Source organism: Tessaracoccus sp. (assembly GCF_016714275.1).
Taxonomy (GTDB): domain Bacteria; phylum Actinomycetota; class Actinomycetes; order Propionibacteriales; family Propionibacteriaceae; genus Arachnia.
The window spans coordinates 90082-105288 of the sequence record NZ_JADJNP010000003.1 but is presented as its reverse complement, the minus strand read 5'-3'; the positions used below and the strand labels follow the sequence as shown (position 1 = coordinate 105288).

Genomic DNA, 15207 nt, shown 5'->3' with positions numbered 1-15207 from the left:
GCCCACCGTGCACGGTGGCAACGGAACCGTCCGGGGGTCGAGACCTCAGCGGGCCAGGAGTCCGCGGGTCGGGACGGTCCACAGGCCCTCGCCCTGGACTCCCCATCGCTGGAGCAACGCGTTCGCTGCGAGGATCCCGGTCGTTGCGGCGCGCTCCATCAGCGCGACGGGATAATCGCTGCGTACCCAGTCCCCGGCCAGGACGAGCCAGGAGGCAGGTGTCTCCACCCCCGGACGGTCGTTCCACGGGGAAGGGGTGATGAGAGTGCAGTCGTCCCGAACCAGCACCTCGCGGTGCACCGTCCCCATGTGCGCCGTTTCAGGGAAGACCCGGTGCAGCTCGCTTATGAGGTGCTGGACCAGGCGGTCGGTAGAGCCCTCGTTCCCGAGAACGTCCGGGTCGCACGCGTAGGCGTGCAGTTCCACCACGGATCCTCCGTGTGCCCGGCTCCAGGCGGCGGCTCCTGCCTCGAAGCGTTCCAGCACCGAAACGTTGTCGAGCGCGCCGTAGCCGCTGGTGCCCAGGAAGGCGGGGCGCTGGGGCGCGACCAGCGCATCGAGCCACAGCCGCACCACGGCGAACGGGGGTGCGTTGACCGTCTCGGCGACCCGACGCGTGAACGCGTCCATCGGCCCAGAGGGGTCGCCGATGCCGGCCACCAGGGAGCGGGCAGTGCGGGGGTCGGTGGCCAGGACGACGGCGTCCGCCTCGATGAGCTCGCCGTGGTCGGTCCGGGCTCCGGTCGGGCCGATGGTGCTCACGCGGACGCCGGTGCGTACCTCCACGCCGAGCCGGGCCAGGTAGTGGCCGAGGGGTTGCCACAGGGCGGTGTCGTAGTCGTCGTCCGGGACGTCGAACAGCAGTCCTTCGGCCGAGCCCATGAAGTAGGTGTGGAACATGGCGACCAGTTCGCCGGCGGCGAAGTCGTTCGGATCGGCGAAGAAGGAGCGTGCGAAAACCTCGAGGGCGAGGTCACGTGCGTCGGCGGGGAAGCGCAGTCGGTCCAGGAACGCGGCGGCCGATTCGCCGTCGTAATGGCTGTAGGTGTCGGGGAAGCGGACGCGCAACAGCTCCAGGGCGGCGGGTACGTCGACCTTCGCCAGGGACGCGAGTGTGAATGAGGGGCTCCGGGCGACAAACCCCATGACGCTGAACGGTGGCGTCCTGGGGATGTTGTTGAAGGAGTCCCGCATTCCGTCGGGACGCTGCAGTGGGTAGTCGCGTATCGGGATCAACCGTGCCAGGTCGGGGTCGGGTCGGCGCAGCACCGCTCGTAGGTTGTAGTACTGGCGGAAGAAGGCGTGGAAGCCGCGGCTCATGGTGCGTCCGTCCTCGAGCGGCCACGCGGCGACGCGTCCGCCGAGACGGGGTGATGCTTCCACCAGCGTCACTCGGACTCCGCGTTCGGCCAGGATCGTGGCGGCCGACAGGCCGGCGATGCCACCTCCGACGACGACGACCTTCGCTTCGCCCATCAAGCGCTCGGCACCGGAGGGACCGGGGTGGTGGACGGCGCGCCGATCGCGGCCGGCGCGTGCGGGATGCTTCATGCGGTCTCCTGGGGCTTGCGGGCCATGTAGAGGTGGAGGATGTCGTGTTGCCAGCCGGGCACACTCCGGGTGGCGATGTCCACGAAGCCGGCGGTGTGGAGCTGCTCCATGAAGTCCGTCGGTGTGTCGAACTCCATCACGCTGCGCCAGAGGTAGGTGTACAGCGAGGGGTTGCGGTCGAGCAGGGCTCCGAGCGGGATGATGACCAGCCAGCTCACGATGCTCCACACCAGTTGCGCGCGGAATCGGTCGCGCACGGAGTACTCGACGACGGTCAGGGTGCCGCCGGGTGTGAGTAGCGCCTGGATCTCCGCCAGTGCGTCTCGGCGTTGAGCGGGTGTGAGGTTGCGGAAGAGATAGGCCGTCAGGATGCCGTGGTGGGTTCCGGGCTGCCACGCTTGGGTGTCCAGCGAGCCGGCGGTGGCCTCGGCGAAGGTGACCGACGCAGGCCAGTGTTTGGCGCGGGCGCGGCTGAGCATGCCGGGGGAGGCGTCCAACCCTTGGATGTGGGTGCCGGGTGGGGCTGCGTCCACCAGCGCTCGGGTGGATGCTCCCGAACCGCAGGCGAGGTCGAGGAGGCGCCATGGTCCGGGCTGGCCGCGCAGCGTGTCCACCAGTGATGCGGCTGCCCTGCGCAGATGGGCGTGGTAGCCGGGATTGAGGGCGACCATGAGGTCGTAGTGCCGCGCCCCGCGGTCGAACGCTGCTCGGGTGCTCATGGTTGCTGGTGGCGGTCCACGCGGCCTCGGACGCCGACCCAACGCGAGGGGCGTAGCGCGCCGACTGCGGCTTGGCGACCGAACAGGGCCAGCTTCTCGTGGGCGGGTACCCGGATGCGTCCGTTGAAAACGTCGTAGTCGGCTGCTTCGATCCGGTCGAGGATCCGTTGGTACAGGGTCAGGGCGGTGCCAACGCATCGGCGCGAGGCTTCGGGCAGATAGGGCAGGCCATCGGCTGCGTGGGCGTACAGCGTGCGATTGCGGGCCACCTGCTCGGCCATGAACGTGCGCCACTGCGGCGTCACCTGGCGCAGGTGGGGGTCGGCGCCGTGCCTGGCGAGCTCGTCCTGGGGCAGGTAGACGCGGCCACGGCTGAGGTCCTCGTCGACGTCACGCAGGAAATTGGTGAGTTGAAAGGCCAATCCCAGAGAGCGTGCGTGGTCGCGGGCAGCGTCGCTGGTGGGTTCCAGGACGGGCAGCATCATCTCTCCGATGACGGCCGCCGAGCCCTCCATGTAGCCGTCGCGGAGCGCGGGCCACGTGGGCCAGGTGGAGTGGGTCAGGTCGAGCGCCATGGCGTTGAAGAACCGCTCGAAGCACTCGGGGTCGGTGCCGCGTCGCCGCAAGCTGTCGATCACCGAGGCCATCACCGGTTCGTCTGAGGTGCCGCGGGCCAATGCCGCGAAGAACCAGGCGCGGAACGCGTCGAGACGCTCCGTCGGGGTGCCGTGGGCCGGCACCGATGGGTGGGGGGTCTTGTCCGGCTCGTCGACGATGTCGTCGGCCAGCCGGCACAGCGCGTAGACCGCGTACACGTCCCGGCGCTGGGGTGGGGGCAGGAGCAGGGCGCCCCAGTAGTACGTGGTGCCGTGCTCACGGGTGAGGCGTGCGGCGGTGCGGTACCCCTCCTCCAGCAGGGTGCTCACCTGGTCATCTCCGCAACGCGTCGGGCGGCGAGCTTCCCGGAGATGAGCACCATGGGGATACCCACACCGGGAGTGGTGCTCGACCCGGCGAAGACCAGGCCCTTCACGCGCTTGTCGACGTTCTTGGCCCGGAAGGGGCCGGTCTGGCGGAACGTGTGGGCGAGCGCGAACGGGGTTCCCGCTGCCATGCCCTGGGCCAGCCAGTCCTGGGGGGTGACCAACTCCTCGGTCACGATGTCGGTGGGGTAGCCCCAGCGCTGCAGGTCAGTAAGCATGCGTTCGCGCAGGCGGGGGCCTTCGCTGGGCCAGTCGAGCCGGCCCACCTCCAGGTTGGGGGTGGGTTCCAGGACGTAGAGGCTGGTGCAGCCCTCGGGTGCCGCGTCGCGGTCGTGCAGGGACGGGACGGCCACGAAGCGGGAGGGGTCGGCCATGGGACGTCCTCGCCGGAGCAGGTCGTCGAAGGCGTCGTGCCACTGCTGCCCGAAGTGGATGTTGTGGTGGGCGGCCTCCGGCGGTGGGGCGCCCTTGACGCCCAGGTGCCACACCACGCACGAGGGAGAGTAGCGCCCCCGCGCGGCGACGCGGGGTGTGGGAACCTCGGGGAGGAGCTCTTCGTAGGCGACCGGGAGGTCCAGCGTGCAGACCACGGCATCCGCGTCCAGGCGTTCTCCACCGGCCAGCCGCACGCCGGTGGCTCGCCCCTGCGCGCAGGTGATGCGGTCCACGGTGGCCCCGTAGTGGAACTCGACCCCGGCGTCCATGGCGGCCTGCGCCATCGCATCGGGGACCGCGCGCATGCCTCCTTCGGGGAACCAGACGCCCTCGACCGAGTCCATGTAGGTGATGACGGCGTACAGCGCCAGCGCCTGGGCGGGCGCGAGGCCGGCGTACATCGCCTGGAAGCTGAAGATGCGGTGGAGGCGCGGGTCGGAGAAGCGGCGTTCGATGGCGGGACCGAGGCGTTCGAAGCCGCCCAGCGCGACCAGGCGGGCGGCCGCGACCGGGTTGCGCAACAGGTCGGTCGGGCGGTCGAAGTTCACGTCGATGAAGTGGGGCAGTTCAGCCAGGTACAGCTTGCGCAGCCAGACGACGAACTCCTCGTAGGCGGCGGCGTCGACCGACCCGCACTCGCGGGCGATCTCGGTGCGCATCGCCTCCACTCCGTGGCGCACGTGCAGGGTGGAGCCGTCGTCGAAGCACGCACGGTAGGCCGGGTCGAGCAGCTGCATCGTCAGGTAGTCGTCCGCGCGGCGACCCACCGCCCGGAAAGCCTGGTCGAGCAGGTCCACCATGGTGAACACGGTCGGGCCGGAGTCGAAGGTGAACCCGTCGCGCTCGATGCGGCCGCTCCGCCCCCCGGGCACAGCAGCACGCTCGAGCACCGTGACGTGGTGACCCTGCCCCCGCAGGTGCAGCGCAGCGGACAGGCCGGACAGGCCGGCTCCGATGACGATTACGTTCATGCGTCCCTCCAGGCGATGGCGCGGGCCGCGGATCGCAGCCCCTCGATGCCGGCTTCGGTGAGCTGGCCGTGGGCGAGGCAGGCGTCGGCGCGTGCCACGGCGTCCTCAATCATGGTTTCGATGTCGTCGCGGACGCCGGTGGATACCAGGGCATCACTCACCACGGTGACGTCGCCCGGGCGAAGATCCACGGTCCCGAGGCGGGTGAGTGCCTCGCGGGCGGGACCCTCCAGGCGCTCGGAGGCCAAAGCGAGGATCACCGTGGCCTTGCCCTCGGCCAGATCGTCGCCAGCCGGCTTCCCGGTGAGCGCCGGGTCGCCCCAGATCCCCAGCTGGTCGTCACGCAGGGCGAAGGCGCGGCCGATGTGCTCTCCCCATTGCTGCAGTGCGGCGCACGTGCCCTCCTCGGCGTCCGCAGCGAGCGCGCCCAGCTGCAGGGGGCGCTCGATGGTGTACATGCCTGACTTGAGCCGGGCGATGTGCTCGGCGTGGGCAAGGTCACGTCGACCTGCCGCGGCGCCGGTGAGATCGGCGCGTTGCCCGACCATCAGCTCGACGCAGAGCTCGAACCACAGGCGGCGCAGGCGGAGGGGGAGCGGCTGGACGAGGCTGTCGGCCAGCGTGTGCGCCAAGTCGCCCAAGAGCATGGCGAGGTTGACACCGAAGGCGTTGGGCTCACCGGCGGCGCCCGCCTGCCGGTGCCATTCGGCGGCCTCGACGTGTGCGGCTGGCATCCCGCGACGTGACCCCGAGTCATCCATGATGTCGTCGTGCACCATGGCGAACAGGTGCAGGGTCTCCAGGGCCGCGGCGATCCGGATCAGCCCCGGATAGTCGGGGCCGGCGATGTCACCGCCGGCCGCCACGAAGGCCCAGTGGAGCATGGTGGCGCGCAGGCGCTTGCCGCGCCCCACGAGCAGGCGTTCGAGCCAGGCCGGCAGGTCGTCAGGGAGCACCTCGACGCCCTCGGCACGGTTGGTCCGCTCCCAGGTGCCGGCCAGGTCGCGCAAGGTGGTGGTCAGCAGCCCGTCCACGCGGTCGACGAAATCCGTGGCCGAGGGGGCCGGGGCGCACGAGGCGCCCTCGAGCGCGAGCGCGACGCGGGGCACCTGGAGAACGCTCCACGGGCTGTACACAGCGGGGGTGGCGGTGATCGCGGCCACCAGGTCCTCCCACCTCACCCAAGCGTGCTCAGCGACCTCGTCCGGGTCGGGGGTGACGCGGGAGGAGGAGACGTGGCCGATGAAGACGGGGCAGAACTCGTTCTCCACGATTCCGCTGGCGTCCACTGCCCGATAGCGGAAGTCGGGCACCGCCGGGAGCAGCTCGGTGACCTCCAGGCCCAGTTCCTCGCTGACGCGCCGCCGGGCCGCCGTCTCGATGTCCTCGCCCGGAAGCGGGTGCCCGCAGCAGCTGTTGGTCCACACGCCCGGCCAGGTGGCCTTGTGGAGGGCACGCCGCGTGATCAGCACCCGGCCCTCGGGATCGAACAGGTACGTGGAGAAGGCGAGGTGGAGCGGGGTCTGGCGAGTGTGGACACTGCGCCGGTCGGCGGCGCCGACGGGCTGGCCCTGCTCGTTGAGAAGCACGACTTCGTCGGCAACGGCGACGTCGGGTTCGAGCGGCGCAGAGTCTTGGCGGACGGGCATTCGAAGTTCCAAGGTTCGTCCAATCGTGCGCGGTCACTGTCCGGGGGAACACCAAATCGTTGCAGAAAGTATCCTGTCTACTCCCCGCTCGTCGCCACTCTAGTTCTTACAATCAAGGAAATAACCCCTCCAAAGAAGGATGGCCCGACGGACTGGGTCAGATCACCTAAAGTGGCGGGGACACCCACGGAGGAGTGTGATGGAGCCGGACCCTGGCCACCGCAAGGCGCACCGCCCCGGAGAGGGCGCCGGGCCCCGGATCGAGCGCCGGGGCCGTACCGTTCGCGTCCGATCGCTCGAGGCCGCCAGACAGGTGCTGCGGGCGCGTCAGCGCACGACCCAAGCTGGGTTCACCGCCGAGTCCATCCCGCAGGGCGTCCTGAAGCACCATCCCATCCTGATGTCGGACGGTCCGCTCCACGACCAGCAGCGCAGGAAGGTGGCCCGCTTCTTCGCCCCCTCCGCGGTGCGCGAGCGGTACACCGACCTGATGGAGTCGTGCGCCGAGCGGATCGTCGCAGAGGCCGTGTCCGCACCTCGGTGCCGACTCGACGACCTCGCCTTGTTCTACTCCGTGGAGGTCACCGCCCAGGTCGTCGGGCTGACCGGCTCCGACGTTCGCTCGATGGCGCGTCGCCTGGTGACGTTCTTCAACCAGCCACCCTTTGACCTCGACCAACCGGGCCTGGGGCGCACCCGCCGGCAGTGGATGCAGGCGGCGGTCAACGGTCTCGTGCCGCTGGTCCGCTTCTACGTCGCCGACGTCCGGCCCGCCGTCCGGGCTCGCCGTCGGGAGCCCGCCAACGACGTCATCAGCCACCTCATCGCGGAGGGTTACACCGACACCGACATCCTTGTCGAGTCCGTGACCTACGGGACCGCAGGCATGGTCACCACGCGCGAGTTCATCTGCATGGCGGCTTGGCACCTCCTGACCAATGACTCCCTTCGGGGCCGGTTCCTCGAGGGCGAGCAGGAGGAAAGGCTTGCGATCCTGAACGAGGTCATCCGGCTGGAGCCCGTCGTCGGCCACCTGTACCGCCGTGTCCACGAGGGTTTCACCATCCGCGACCGGGACACCCAGGTGGCGCTGGAGCCCGGGGACCTCGTCGACGTCCACGTCCGCAGCACCAACACCGACCTCGATGCGGTCGGCGACCAGCCGTTGAACGTGCGTCCGGATCGACTGAGGGCCCGCGGCGTCGACCCGGCCGGGATGACGTTCGGTGACGGGGCCCACAAGTGTCCTGGCCAACCGCTCGCGTTGCTGGAGGCCGATGCCCTGCTCGTGCGCCTCTTGGCGCGCGAGGTCCGGATCGTGCGGGAACCTTCGATCGATTGGGATGACCTGATCGAGGGGTACACACTGCGCGACTTCGAACTCCAGGTGCGGTGAAGCCCAGCACGGGTGCGAGCGGGTGGAGCGCGACGATTCACCGCCCGAACGTCGCCGCCACCAACCGACGTTGGGCCTTCCCGGGCATGCGCCGGAAGATGCCCCACATGGCCCCCAGGACGCTGAGTGCGCTGCTCTGGCGGGACAGGAACGCACGTTGCTGGCCGGGACGTAGCCGTCCGAAGGCGTCGAAGAGCTCGATGGTGGTGTCGGAATCCAGACGGAGCAGCGCCCGCAACGCGAGGGACCGCACGTGGTCGCCGGCGCGCGTGGGATCCGGAACAGGAGTGCGACCGGCAGCGATGGCGGAGGCCAGGCGTGGGGCGCTGGCCAGCGCGTGCGCGACCGAGTACCCGCTGACCGGATGGCCTCCGCGCCCCGCCGTGCCGATCGCGACCACCCCCGGCGGGGGAGGGGCGCCGCGGCCGAGCATGGGGATGCGCACGACCTCGCGGCCCGACGGGGTGGCGATCGCTGCGGGGTCGACGCCGCGACGCTCGAGCCGTCGCCCCAGGCGAATCTTCAGCGTGTCGATCGGGACGCCCGGGGCAGCGGCGAGACAGGTCTCCTCCAGCAGCACCTGACCGTCGCCCAACGGCAGCGCGTACAGGAACGACGCAGGATCCTCGGGGCGGTCGGGGTCTGCCGCCCAGTCCGGGGTGAAGTCCATCAGGAACCCCTCGGCGTGGCCCAGGGCGGGGGCGGCCAGAGCGCTCGGGAGGACGATGCCGTACGCCGTCTGGTGGGGGGTGAGGTCGTCCCGAACCCTGCCGTCCGGCCGGGCGCCCCGCGCGTCAACGACGACGCGTGCGCGCCCCGACAGGGCCTTCACATCGTCGTCGTCCAGCCTCGATCGCTCGATCTCGACGCCGGTGAGGGGCAGGGCCGCCTGGAGGGCTGGGTTGTCCAGGATCACGTACGTGCGCGACAGGTCGTGTGCCGCTCGCCCCCGGATCTCGGGGTGATCCACGCGCGCTCTCACCACGGTCGTGGGGAGGTCGCCCAACTCGTCCGCCCACATTCCGAACGTGGGAGCCCACACGGCATCGGGGTGGGGATCCACCGCGAGCACCCGCAGGCCCGCGCTGGCGCAGGCCGACGCGAGGGCCCTGCCCGCCGGGCCCAGGCCCACGATCGCGACATCGAACACCCGGCCACCCTAGCCCCGCGTCATGTCCAAGGTGCCCGTTTCATGTCCAAGGTGGTTGGGTCGCGATGCCGATCACGCCTAGTGTGGGGACATGACCGTGGCGCCCCGCACCCAGACACCCCGGCAGGGCTGCTGAGATGGCGGCGATCGCGGAGTTCCGCGCCTTCCTGGCGGCGTCGTTGGTCACCCCGGTCGAGCGCACCCGCACCGAGAGCGTGTCAGCTCGGCGCCGCCGTCGGGTCGTGGTGGGCGTCACCGTCGTCGTGGGCGCAGTCGGTCTCGGGCTGGCCCTGGCCGTCCGGCCCGGCGACCCGCTGTTCTACCTGGCCTCGCTCGGCGTCGCCCTGTTGTGGATCGCCGGTGCGATCGTGTCCGGTCCCCTCCATCTCGGCGCGGCGCGGACCCGCAGCGGGGACACAAGCCTCGGTGTGCTGCAAGGGTTCCTGCTGGGGCTCCTACTGCTGGCCGTCTTCCTGGTCGGGGCCCTGGTCGTCGCGCAGGTGCCGATCCTGCGGGGACCCGTCGAGGGGTTGCTGGACCACGCCCGCTACGGCGCACTGTGGGTCGTGGCCCTGGTCACGGCGGTCAACGGGATCGCCGAGGAACTGTTCTTCCGCGGTGCCGTCTACGCCGCGTTGCCCCCGCGCATCAACGCCTTGGGCAGCACCGCCCTCTACGCGGCGTCCACCTTGTTCTCGGGGGTGCTGCTGCTCACCTTCGCCGCCATCTGCCTCGGGTTGCTGACCGCAGCGCAGCGGCGCGTGACCGGTGGCGTGCTGGGCCCCATCGCCTCGCACCTGACCTGGTCGATGGGGATGCTCTTCCTACTTCCACCCGTCTTCGCCCTAGGAGGCTGATATGTCTGATCGCACCGCCCTCGTCACGGGGGCATCCGGCTACGTCGGATCCCAACTCGTGCCCGCCCTCCTGGAACAGGGATGGACCGTCCGGGTCCTGGCGCGCAACCCCGGAGGACTCGCGCAGGCGTGGCGCGACCGAGTGGACGTCGTGCCGGGCGACGCGACCGATCCCGACGCGCTGGCTGAGGCACTGGCGGGTTGCCGGGTGGCGTACTACCTGCTGCACTCGATGGACGGCAAGGGTGACTATCGTGACCGGGACCGCCGGCTGGCCCGCCGGTTCGCCGACAGCGCCCGCGCCGCCGAGGTGGGCCGCATCGTCTACCTGTCGGGACTACACCCCCAGGGCAGGCTGTCCGACCACCTCGCCTCCCGCGTCGAGGTGGGGGAGATCCTTTTGGAATCCGGTGTCCCGACGGCTGTTCTGCAGGCGGGGGTGGTGCTGGGTGAGGGGTCGGCGTCCTTCGACATGCTGCGCCACCTCACCGAGCGTCTTCCCGTCTCGTTCGGACCCAAGTGGCTGCGCAACCGCATCCAGCCCATCGCGGTGAGCGACGTCGTCCACTACCTCGTGCGCGCGGCCGACCTGGATCCGGGCGTGAACCGGACGATCGACGTCGGCATGCCCGAGCAGTTGACCTATCTCGAGATGATGCAACGCTACGCCGCTGCGACGGGCCTGGGACCCCGCCTGGTGGGGACGGTGCCGTTGTTGACGCCCCGCCTGGCATCGCTGTGGGTCGGACTCGTCACCCCGGTCCCGGCCGGTATCGCCCGGCCGTTGGTGGGCAGTCTCATCAACGATGCGGTCAAGTCCGAGGACGACGCCGCCACCCTCCTCGGTGACCCCGAAGGGGGCCTGAAGGGGTTCGAGGACGCCATCGCCCTGGCAACCCGGGACATCGACCCCCACCGCTGGGGCAGGACGCTGGCAACCGTGTCAGCAGCGGTCGCGGCGACCGCTGTGGCCGGTTCCCTGCTCACCGACCCCGGCAGCGCTTGGTACCGGTCGCTGCGCAAGCCGTCGTGGCAGCCCCCGGCCAGCGCGTTCCCGATCGTGTGGACCGGTCTCTACGCGATCATCGCGGTGGCGACCACCGCCGCGATCACCGAAGCCGAGGAGGCCGGCGACCTCGAAAAGGCCGCGGGCCTCCGCCGGTCGTTGGCGGTGAACCTGCCGCTCAATGCTGCCTGGAGCGGAATCTTCTTCCGATCGCGCAACCTGCCCGCCGCGACCCTGGGTGCCGCAGCGCTGGCCGCCTCGTCCGCCGATCTTGCCCGCCGTGCCGCCATGACAGGGGCCGGCAAGGCGGTGGGGCTGGGGCTCTACGCCGCCTGGTGCGGGTTCGCGACGGCGCTGTCGGCTGAACTAGCCCGCCTGAACCGGTGACCGATGAGATCGTCTGGCTCCGCCGCGACCTGCGGCGCAGTGACCTGCCCACGCTGGGGGCCGCGACCGCCTTGGGGGGCGAGGTGGCCATCGTGTTCGTCCTGGACCCTGATGGTTGGGCTGCCCTCGGGGCACCCAAGCGCACGTTCACGGCGCGCACCCTGCTGGCGACCCGAGCGGCCTATGAGGGCCGGCTCACCCTGAGGTGGGGTGAGCCCGTGACGGTGATACCCGCCCTGGCCCGCGAGTTCGCCGCCCCCAGTGTCCATGTGTCGGCGGAGACCGAACCGGACGGAGCGGCCCGCGACGCGAGGGTGGAGGCCGCGCTCGCGGCGTCGGGGGTGTCGCTGGTCCGCACCGGCAGCCCGTATGCAGTCACCCCCGGACGGGTGCGCCGCAAGGATGGCTCGCCCTACCGGGTCTTCACCCCGTTCAGCGCGGCGTGGTTCGAGCACGGCTGGCGTCCACCGGCCCAGGAGCCGGCCGGACTGCGGCTGGCTCCCGACCGCAGCGACCCGGACGCCTGGGCCGAGGTCGAGCGCGCCGCGGCGGTACGGGACGTGGCGCTCCCCGACGCCGGGGAGGAGGTTGCCCTCGACGCGTGGCACCGGTTCCTCGCTGGACCGCTGGGCACCTACGACGCCGACCGCAACCGACCCGACCTCGACGGCACCTCCCGCCTGTCGCCCCACCTGTCGGTCGGGGCGATCCACCCCCGCACGTTGCTCGCCGACCTCGAGGCGCACGGCGGCCGGGGGGCGGATCGTTTCCGGACCGAGTTGGCGTGGCGCGAGTTCTATGCCGACGTGCTGCACCACCACCCGGCTTTGGCGACGGACGACCTCAACCACTCCCTCGCCGACCTTGCCTACGACGAAGTTCCCGACCGCGTCGCGGCCTGGAAGCAGGGACGCACCGGGTACCCCATCGTGGACGCGGGCATGCGCCAACTGTTGGGCGAGGGGTGGGTGCACAACCGCGTGCGGATGGTGACGGCCAGCTTCCTGGTCAAACACCTGCACACACGCTGGCAGGTGGGGGCCGCGCACTTCCTGAAGCATCTCGCGGACGCCGACCTGGCCTCCAACCAGCACGGCTGGCAATGGGTCGCCGGCACCGGCACCGACGCGGCCCCCTACTTCCGGGTGTTCAACCCCACGCTGCAGGGCGAGCGCTTCGATCCCGAGGGTGACTACGTGCGCCGCTGGGTCCCCGAACTGCGCGGCATCCCGGGGGCGGCCGTCCACCAGCCGTGGAAGCTCCCCGCCCAGGCGCGCGGCGACTACCCCGACCCGCTGGTCGACCTGCGCGTCGAGCGCGCCGAGGCGTTGGGCCGGCTGGCCGCCAGCCGAGTTCAGGGCTGAGGGGGTTGGGGTGGCGCCTCTTGTCCGGAGGCTTCCGGGGTGAGTGGCATGATGGCCCATCCCTCAGAGAGCGTCCCGGGGGCGAGCTCGCGGCGGTCCCCCGGGTTGAGACTGGCCAAGGAGAGCGCCTCCCAGAACTCCGGGTGACGTTCGCAGTGGAGGATGGCGGTGATGTGGCCGCGGATGGGCGCCTTGGAGCGGTGCGCCGTCACTTGCACCGAGGGTGGAACTCGTCGTTACAGCACTCGGGAACTGGAGCGGATTGGCGAAATCGCGAGCCTGCTCGCTGCTGGGCTCAACCTCGCAGGCGTCGCGCAAGTGCTGTTGCTGCGTGCCGAGAACCTCGAACTACGCCGCGAGATCGAGCATCTCCGTCGAAAGCCCCCCTCGTCGACGTGACCCCCGCGTTTTGGCCCGGTCGGTGCTGGCCGAATCCGGGTGAACCCTCTAGCCAGAGCGGATATTCGGCTCTTCACAATCCACGGTGTAGTCGGGGTCTGAAGCCGCCGGTCTCGAGGAGGCTGCGCGCGATGTGGTGGGTGAGGTTCCGGAAGCCGAGGGCGCTGCCCCGGAGGTGTTTGAGTCGGCCCTTCAGGGCTTCGGTGGGCCCGTTCGACGTGCCGGGTCGGTCGAAGTAGGCGAGGATGTCGGCGGCCCGCTTCCTCAGGGTGCGGCCGAGGGTGATGATCTCGGTCAGAGCGCCGGGGACCCCACTGCCGATCGCGTCGATGACGGCTTGCATGAGGGTCTTGCCCTTGGCCTTGTCGGGTTCTCGGTAGGCGGCGATCATCTGCTGGTAGATGCCCCAGGTGGTCTCGACCTCGACGTGGTCATCGCCGGCGATCAAGACGCCGAACCCGGATCGTCGTGCCTGGAGGAGGCGCCCGTCGAGTGAGTCGATGCCTGAAGTGGCGAAGTGGCTGCGCCAGACTTGGGCGTCAATGTCGCCGACGCCAGGTACAGGGCCCTCGGACACAGCCAGCCGCAGAGTCTCGACGCCGCCGACCGCAGCGAGCAGGCGACCCGTCACCGCGTCTTCCGGTTCAACGAGCATCGACAGCACCATCCGCGCGGTGCGCTCATCTCGTGCAATCCCACTCAAGCTCGGCATGGTCGTGTTCCTCTCGGGCTCCTGCCTGAGAGATGCGCAGAGACCAGCCAGGTCCGAGGTCTTCCGTGCGCGCCGAGCCCGGCGTAGATTGGAAGACGAGGCAGGTTCTCCTCATATTGCGGGTCCTTCGGGACGGCCCTCGGGCACTCATACACGTTCTGCCTCCTCGACGGAGAAACACGTGTGTTGAGAGGCCCGCCATGTTCCGCTTCATCTGGACGCTCAGCGTCCATACCCGCGACTTCCTCCACCGCTACATGCCGAGCAACCGGCTGCTCGCTGCCATCCGCACGCGCCGCGGTCTCAAGTGGGGGGTCCCCGCGATGCTCGTCGCCGCCCCCTACATTCTGGTCGCAACCATCTGCTCCACTCTCGTCGCCGACGGCGGCCCCGGTTGGCTTCACCTGGTCGTGCTGTGGGGGTGCTGGAACGCCTTGAAGTCCATCCTCATGGGGCCAATCAGCGTCGCACTGCTCGTCCGTGTGCGCATCCGCGAGGCGATGATCCGTTGCGACCATCGGCGCGAAGCGCGTGCCGAAGAGCGCGAACCGCTCGTGCTCGCGTAAGCCCCCGCCCAGGCAACGACGCGGGTCAGGAGGCAGTGGCCATCCGGCTGCGTCGCCCACCGCCCTCGCGAATCGGGACCCCATGCTCGACCAGAGCGCGACGGACCGCATCCGGACCCGTGCCGACCTTCAAGCCGACCTCTACCAGCGTCAACCCGCTGTCGTAGAGGTCGGCCACTTCGTGAAAGCGGGAGGAGTCGATTCCCGTGCGACGGATGGGAACCTCCCATCGCGCCAAGTGCTCGGCCACGGTCCGTCGGTGGATGCCGAAGCGTGAGGCCAACTGAACGAGCGTCGCGCCGTCGAGGTACCTCGCCACCAACTCGTCGACCTGCTCAGCCCGAAGAAGGGTTTGAGCCATCCCAAGTGAGCGCACCATCGGACCCCTGCCGTCCACCACGGAGGGGTGAGACGGTCGTCGGTCTTGCTTGTAGAACCCGCGTGACCTGCGCAAAGACAGGGTCTTCAGGTGTGGGCAGGGGTTCTCAAACTCTCTACGGAGGTCCACAGCCAAACCCCCTAGTCAAACGCCGTTGACTAGGGGGTTTGTCATGGTTGCGTTGGGCTTGAGTGGGCTCGAAGGGACACATCAGGACATCCAAACAGCACGCTCACAGCACGCGCGCGGCACGATCCGGTCGGGTTCTGTGGGTATGAAGCGCTCGTTTGGCTGGATCCGCCGGCTACCAAGCAGGAAGTACCAGGCGTCCTTCCCGCATCCCGCGAGATCCGAAGCACGGGTAAATGCGCCATCGACGTTCACTCACCGAAGCGACGCCGAGACCTGGCTCGGCATGCAGGAGCGCGCCATCGCGATGGGTGTCCGGGTATCGCCCGAGGAGGAGGAAGCTCGACGGCCCAAAGTGCACACCCTCCAGGAGGTGTACGACCGCTTCCTCACACAGCGCCCACAGCCACTGGCGTTGTCCACGATCACGGGCTACGAGCAGGACTGGAGGCTGAGGATCCTCCCCCACTGAGAATCCGACCGCGACATCAAGACCATCACCCACGATGACGTATGGCAGTGGAGCCAAGGCCCACTTGGCGGGGAGCGCCGCC

At 69.9% G+C, this 15207-nt stretch carries 13 protein-coding genes and 3 pseudogenes; 7 read left to right on the top strand and 9 right to left on the bottom strand.

Going from position 1 to position 15207, the window contains the following annotated elements; translation table 11 throughout:
• Window positions 1-45 precede the first annotated feature (45 nt).
• The 6 genes and pseudogenes from IPJ61_RS13695 to idi all read right to left on the bottom strand — a co-directional run.
• Window positions 46-1551 carry an FAD-dependent oxidoreductase gene (locus IPJ61_RS13695; RefSeq protein WP_297108513.1) on the bottom strand — a complete coding sequence of 502 codons (1506 nt, stop codon included), beginning with the start codon at window positions 1549-1551 and terminating at the stop codon, window positions 46-48.
• Window positions 1548-2270: a class I SAM-dependent methyltransferase gene (locus tag IPJ61_RS13690; protein WP_297108510.1), complete on the bottom strand. Its 723-nt coding sequence runs from the start codon at window positions 2268-2270 to the stop codon at window positions 1548-1550. Before IPJ61_RS13690 ends, IPJ61_RS13695 begins: the two co-directional genes overlap by 4 nt.
• Window positions 2267-3196 (bottom strand): phytoene/squalene synthase family protein, encoded by a 930-nt coding sequence (locus tag IPJ61_RS13685; RefSeq protein WP_297108506.1) that lies wholly within the window; start codon window positions 3194-3196, stop codon window positions 2267-2269. The genes IPJ61_RS13690 and IPJ61_RS13685 overlap by 4 nt, the downstream gene beginning before the upstream one ends.
• Window positions 3193-4659 (bottom strand): phytoene desaturase family protein, encoded by a 1467-nt coding sequence (gene crtI, locus IPJ61_RS13680; protein ID WP_297108503.1) that lies wholly within the window; start codon window positions 4657-4659, stop codon window positions 3193-3195. Before crtI ends, IPJ61_RS13685 begins: the two co-directional genes overlap by 4 nt.
• Window positions 4656-5576 (bottom strand): annotated as a pseudogene (locus IPJ61_RS22260) (polyprenyl synthetase family protein); the annotation flags it as partial. The gene crtI and the pseudogene IPJ61_RS22260, both read right to left, overlap by 4 nt.
• A gap of 189 nt (window positions 5577-5765) precedes the next feature.
• A pseudogene (idi, locus tag IPJ61_RS22255) lies at window positions 5766-6308 on the bottom strand (isopentenyl-diphosphate Delta-isomerase); the annotation flags it as partial.
• 199 nt (window positions 6309-6507) lie between these two features.
• On the opposite strand from idi, the gene IPJ61_RS13670 reads away from it, so the two are divergent.
• Window positions 6508-7704 carry a cytochrome P450 gene (locus IPJ61_RS13670; RefSeq protein WP_297108495.1) on the top strand — a complete coding sequence of 399 codons (1197 nt, stop codon included), beginning with the start codon at window positions 6508-6510 and terminating at the stop codon, window positions 7702-7704.
• Between the two features lie 37 nt (window positions 7705-7741).
• Here the strand turns inward: IPJ61_RS13670 and IPJ61_RS13665 are convergent, their stop codons facing one another.
• On the bottom strand, window positions 7742-8854 hold the full coding sequence (locus tag IPJ61_RS13665; protein WP_297108492.1) for a lycopene cyclase family protein: 1113 nt from the start codon (window positions 8852-8854) through the stop codon (window positions 7742-7744).
• Between the two features lie 137 nt (window positions 8855-8991).
• Between IPJ61_RS13665 and IPJ61_RS13660 the strand changes: the two genes are divergently transcribed.
• From IPJ61_RS13660 to IPJ61_RS13645, 4 genes are all read left to right on the top strand, one after another.
• Window positions 8992-9711, top strand: coding sequence for a CPBP family intramembrane glutamic endopeptidase (locus IPJ61_RS13660; RefSeq protein WP_297108488.1), 720 nt, complete (start codon window positions 8992-8994; stop codon window positions 9709-9711).
• Between the two features lies 1 nt (window position 9712).
• Window positions 9713-11104 (top strand): tryptophan-rich sensory protein, encoded by a 1392-nt coding sequence (locus IPJ61_RS13655; RefSeq protein WP_297108484.1) that lies wholly within the window; start codon window positions 9713-9715, stop codon window positions 11102-11104.
• Window positions 11101-12468: a cryptochrome/photolyase family protein gene (locus tag IPJ61_RS13650; protein ID WP_297108481.1), complete on the top strand. Its 1368-nt coding sequence runs from the start codon at window positions 11101-11103 to the stop codon at window positions 12466-12468. The genes IPJ61_RS13655 and IPJ61_RS13650 overlap by 4 nt, the downstream gene beginning before the upstream one ends.
• 162 nt (window positions 12469-12630) lie before the next feature.
• Window positions 12631-12867 carry a MerR family transcriptional regulator gene (locus IPJ61_RS13645; protein ID WP_366505659.1) on the top strand — a complete coding sequence of 79 codons (237 nt, stop codon included), beginning with the start codon at window positions 12631-12633 and terminating at the stop codon, window positions 12865-12867.
• A gap of 73 nt (window positions 12868-12940) precedes the next feature.
• On the opposite strand, the pseudogene IPJ61_RS13640 reads toward IPJ61_RS13645, so the two are convergent.
• A pseudogene (locus IPJ61_RS13640) lies at window positions 12941-13309 on the bottom strand (transposase); the annotation flags it as partial.
• Between the two features lie 470 nt (window positions 13310-13779).
• Between IPJ61_RS13640 and IPJ61_RS13635 the strand changes: the two are divergent.
• Window positions 13780-14145: a sulfate permease gene (locus IPJ61_RS13635; protein ID WP_297108478.1), complete on the top strand. Its 366-nt coding sequence runs from the start codon at window positions 13780-13782 to the stop codon at window positions 14143-14145.
• A 25-nt stretch (window positions 14146-14170) separates the two neighbouring features.
• Here IPJ61_RS13635 and IPJ61_RS13630 read toward each other — a convergent pair whose 3' ends face one another.
• Window positions 14171-14506, bottom strand: a complete 336-nt coding sequence (locus tag IPJ61_RS13630) for a helix-turn-helix domain-containing protein (RefSeq protein ID WP_297108475.1) — start codon at window positions 14504-14506, stop codon at window positions 14171-14173.
• 292 nt (window positions 14507-14798) lie between these two features.
• Between IPJ61_RS13630 and IPJ61_RS13625 the strand changes: the two genes are divergently transcribed.
• Window positions 14799-15125, top strand: a complete 327-nt coding sequence (locus IPJ61_RS13625) for a hypothetical protein (protein WP_297108472.1) — start codon at window positions 14799-14801, stop codon at window positions 15123-15125.
• The last annotated feature ends 82 nt before the right edge of the window (window positions 15126-15207 follow it).

Excerpts from the sequence above, each read along its gene's own strand:
- IPJ61_RS13695 (WP_297108513.1), bottom strand. The coding sequence starts at position 1,551 with ATGAAGCATCCCGCACGCGCCGGCCGCGATCGGCGCGCCGTCCACCAC.
- IPJ61_RS13690 (WP_297108510.1), bottom strand. The coding sequence starts at position 2,270 with ATGAGCACCCGAGCAGCGTTCGACCGCGGGGCGCGGCACTACGACCTC.
- crtI (WP_297108503.1), bottom strand. The coding sequence starts at position 4,659 with ATGAACGTAATCGTCATCGGAGCCGGCCTGTCCGGCCTGTCCGCTGCG.
- IPJ61_RS13670 (WP_297108495.1), top strand. The coding sequence starts at position 6,508 with ATGGAGCCGGACCCTGGCCACCGCAAGGCGCACCGCCCCGGAGAGGGC.
- IPJ61_RS13660 (WP_297108488.1), top strand. The coding sequence starts at position 8,992 with ATGGCGGCGATCGCGGAGTTCCGCGCCTTCCTGGCGGCGTCGTTGGTC.
- IPJ61_RS13655 (WP_297108484.1), top strand. The coding sequence starts at position 9,713 with ATGTCTGATCGCACCGCCCTCGTCACGGGGGCATCCGGCTACGTCGGA.
- IPJ61_RS13645 (WP_366505659.1), top strand. The coding sequence starts at position 12,631 with ATGGCGGTGATGTGGCCGCGGATGGGCGCCTTGGAGCGGTGCGCCGTC.
- IPJ61_RS13635 (WP_297108478.1), top strand. The coding sequence starts at position 13,780 with ATGTTCCGCTTCATCTGGACGCTCAGCGTCCATACCCGCGACTTCCTC.
- IPJ61_RS13630 (WP_297108475.1), bottom strand. The coding sequence starts at position 14,506 with ATGGCTCAAACCCTTCTTCGGGCTGAGCAGGTCGACGAGTTGGTGGCG.
- IPJ61_RS13625 (WP_297108472.1), top strand. The coding sequence starts at position 14,799 with ATGAAGCGCTCGTTTGGCTGGATCCGCCGGCTACCAAGCAGGAAGTAC.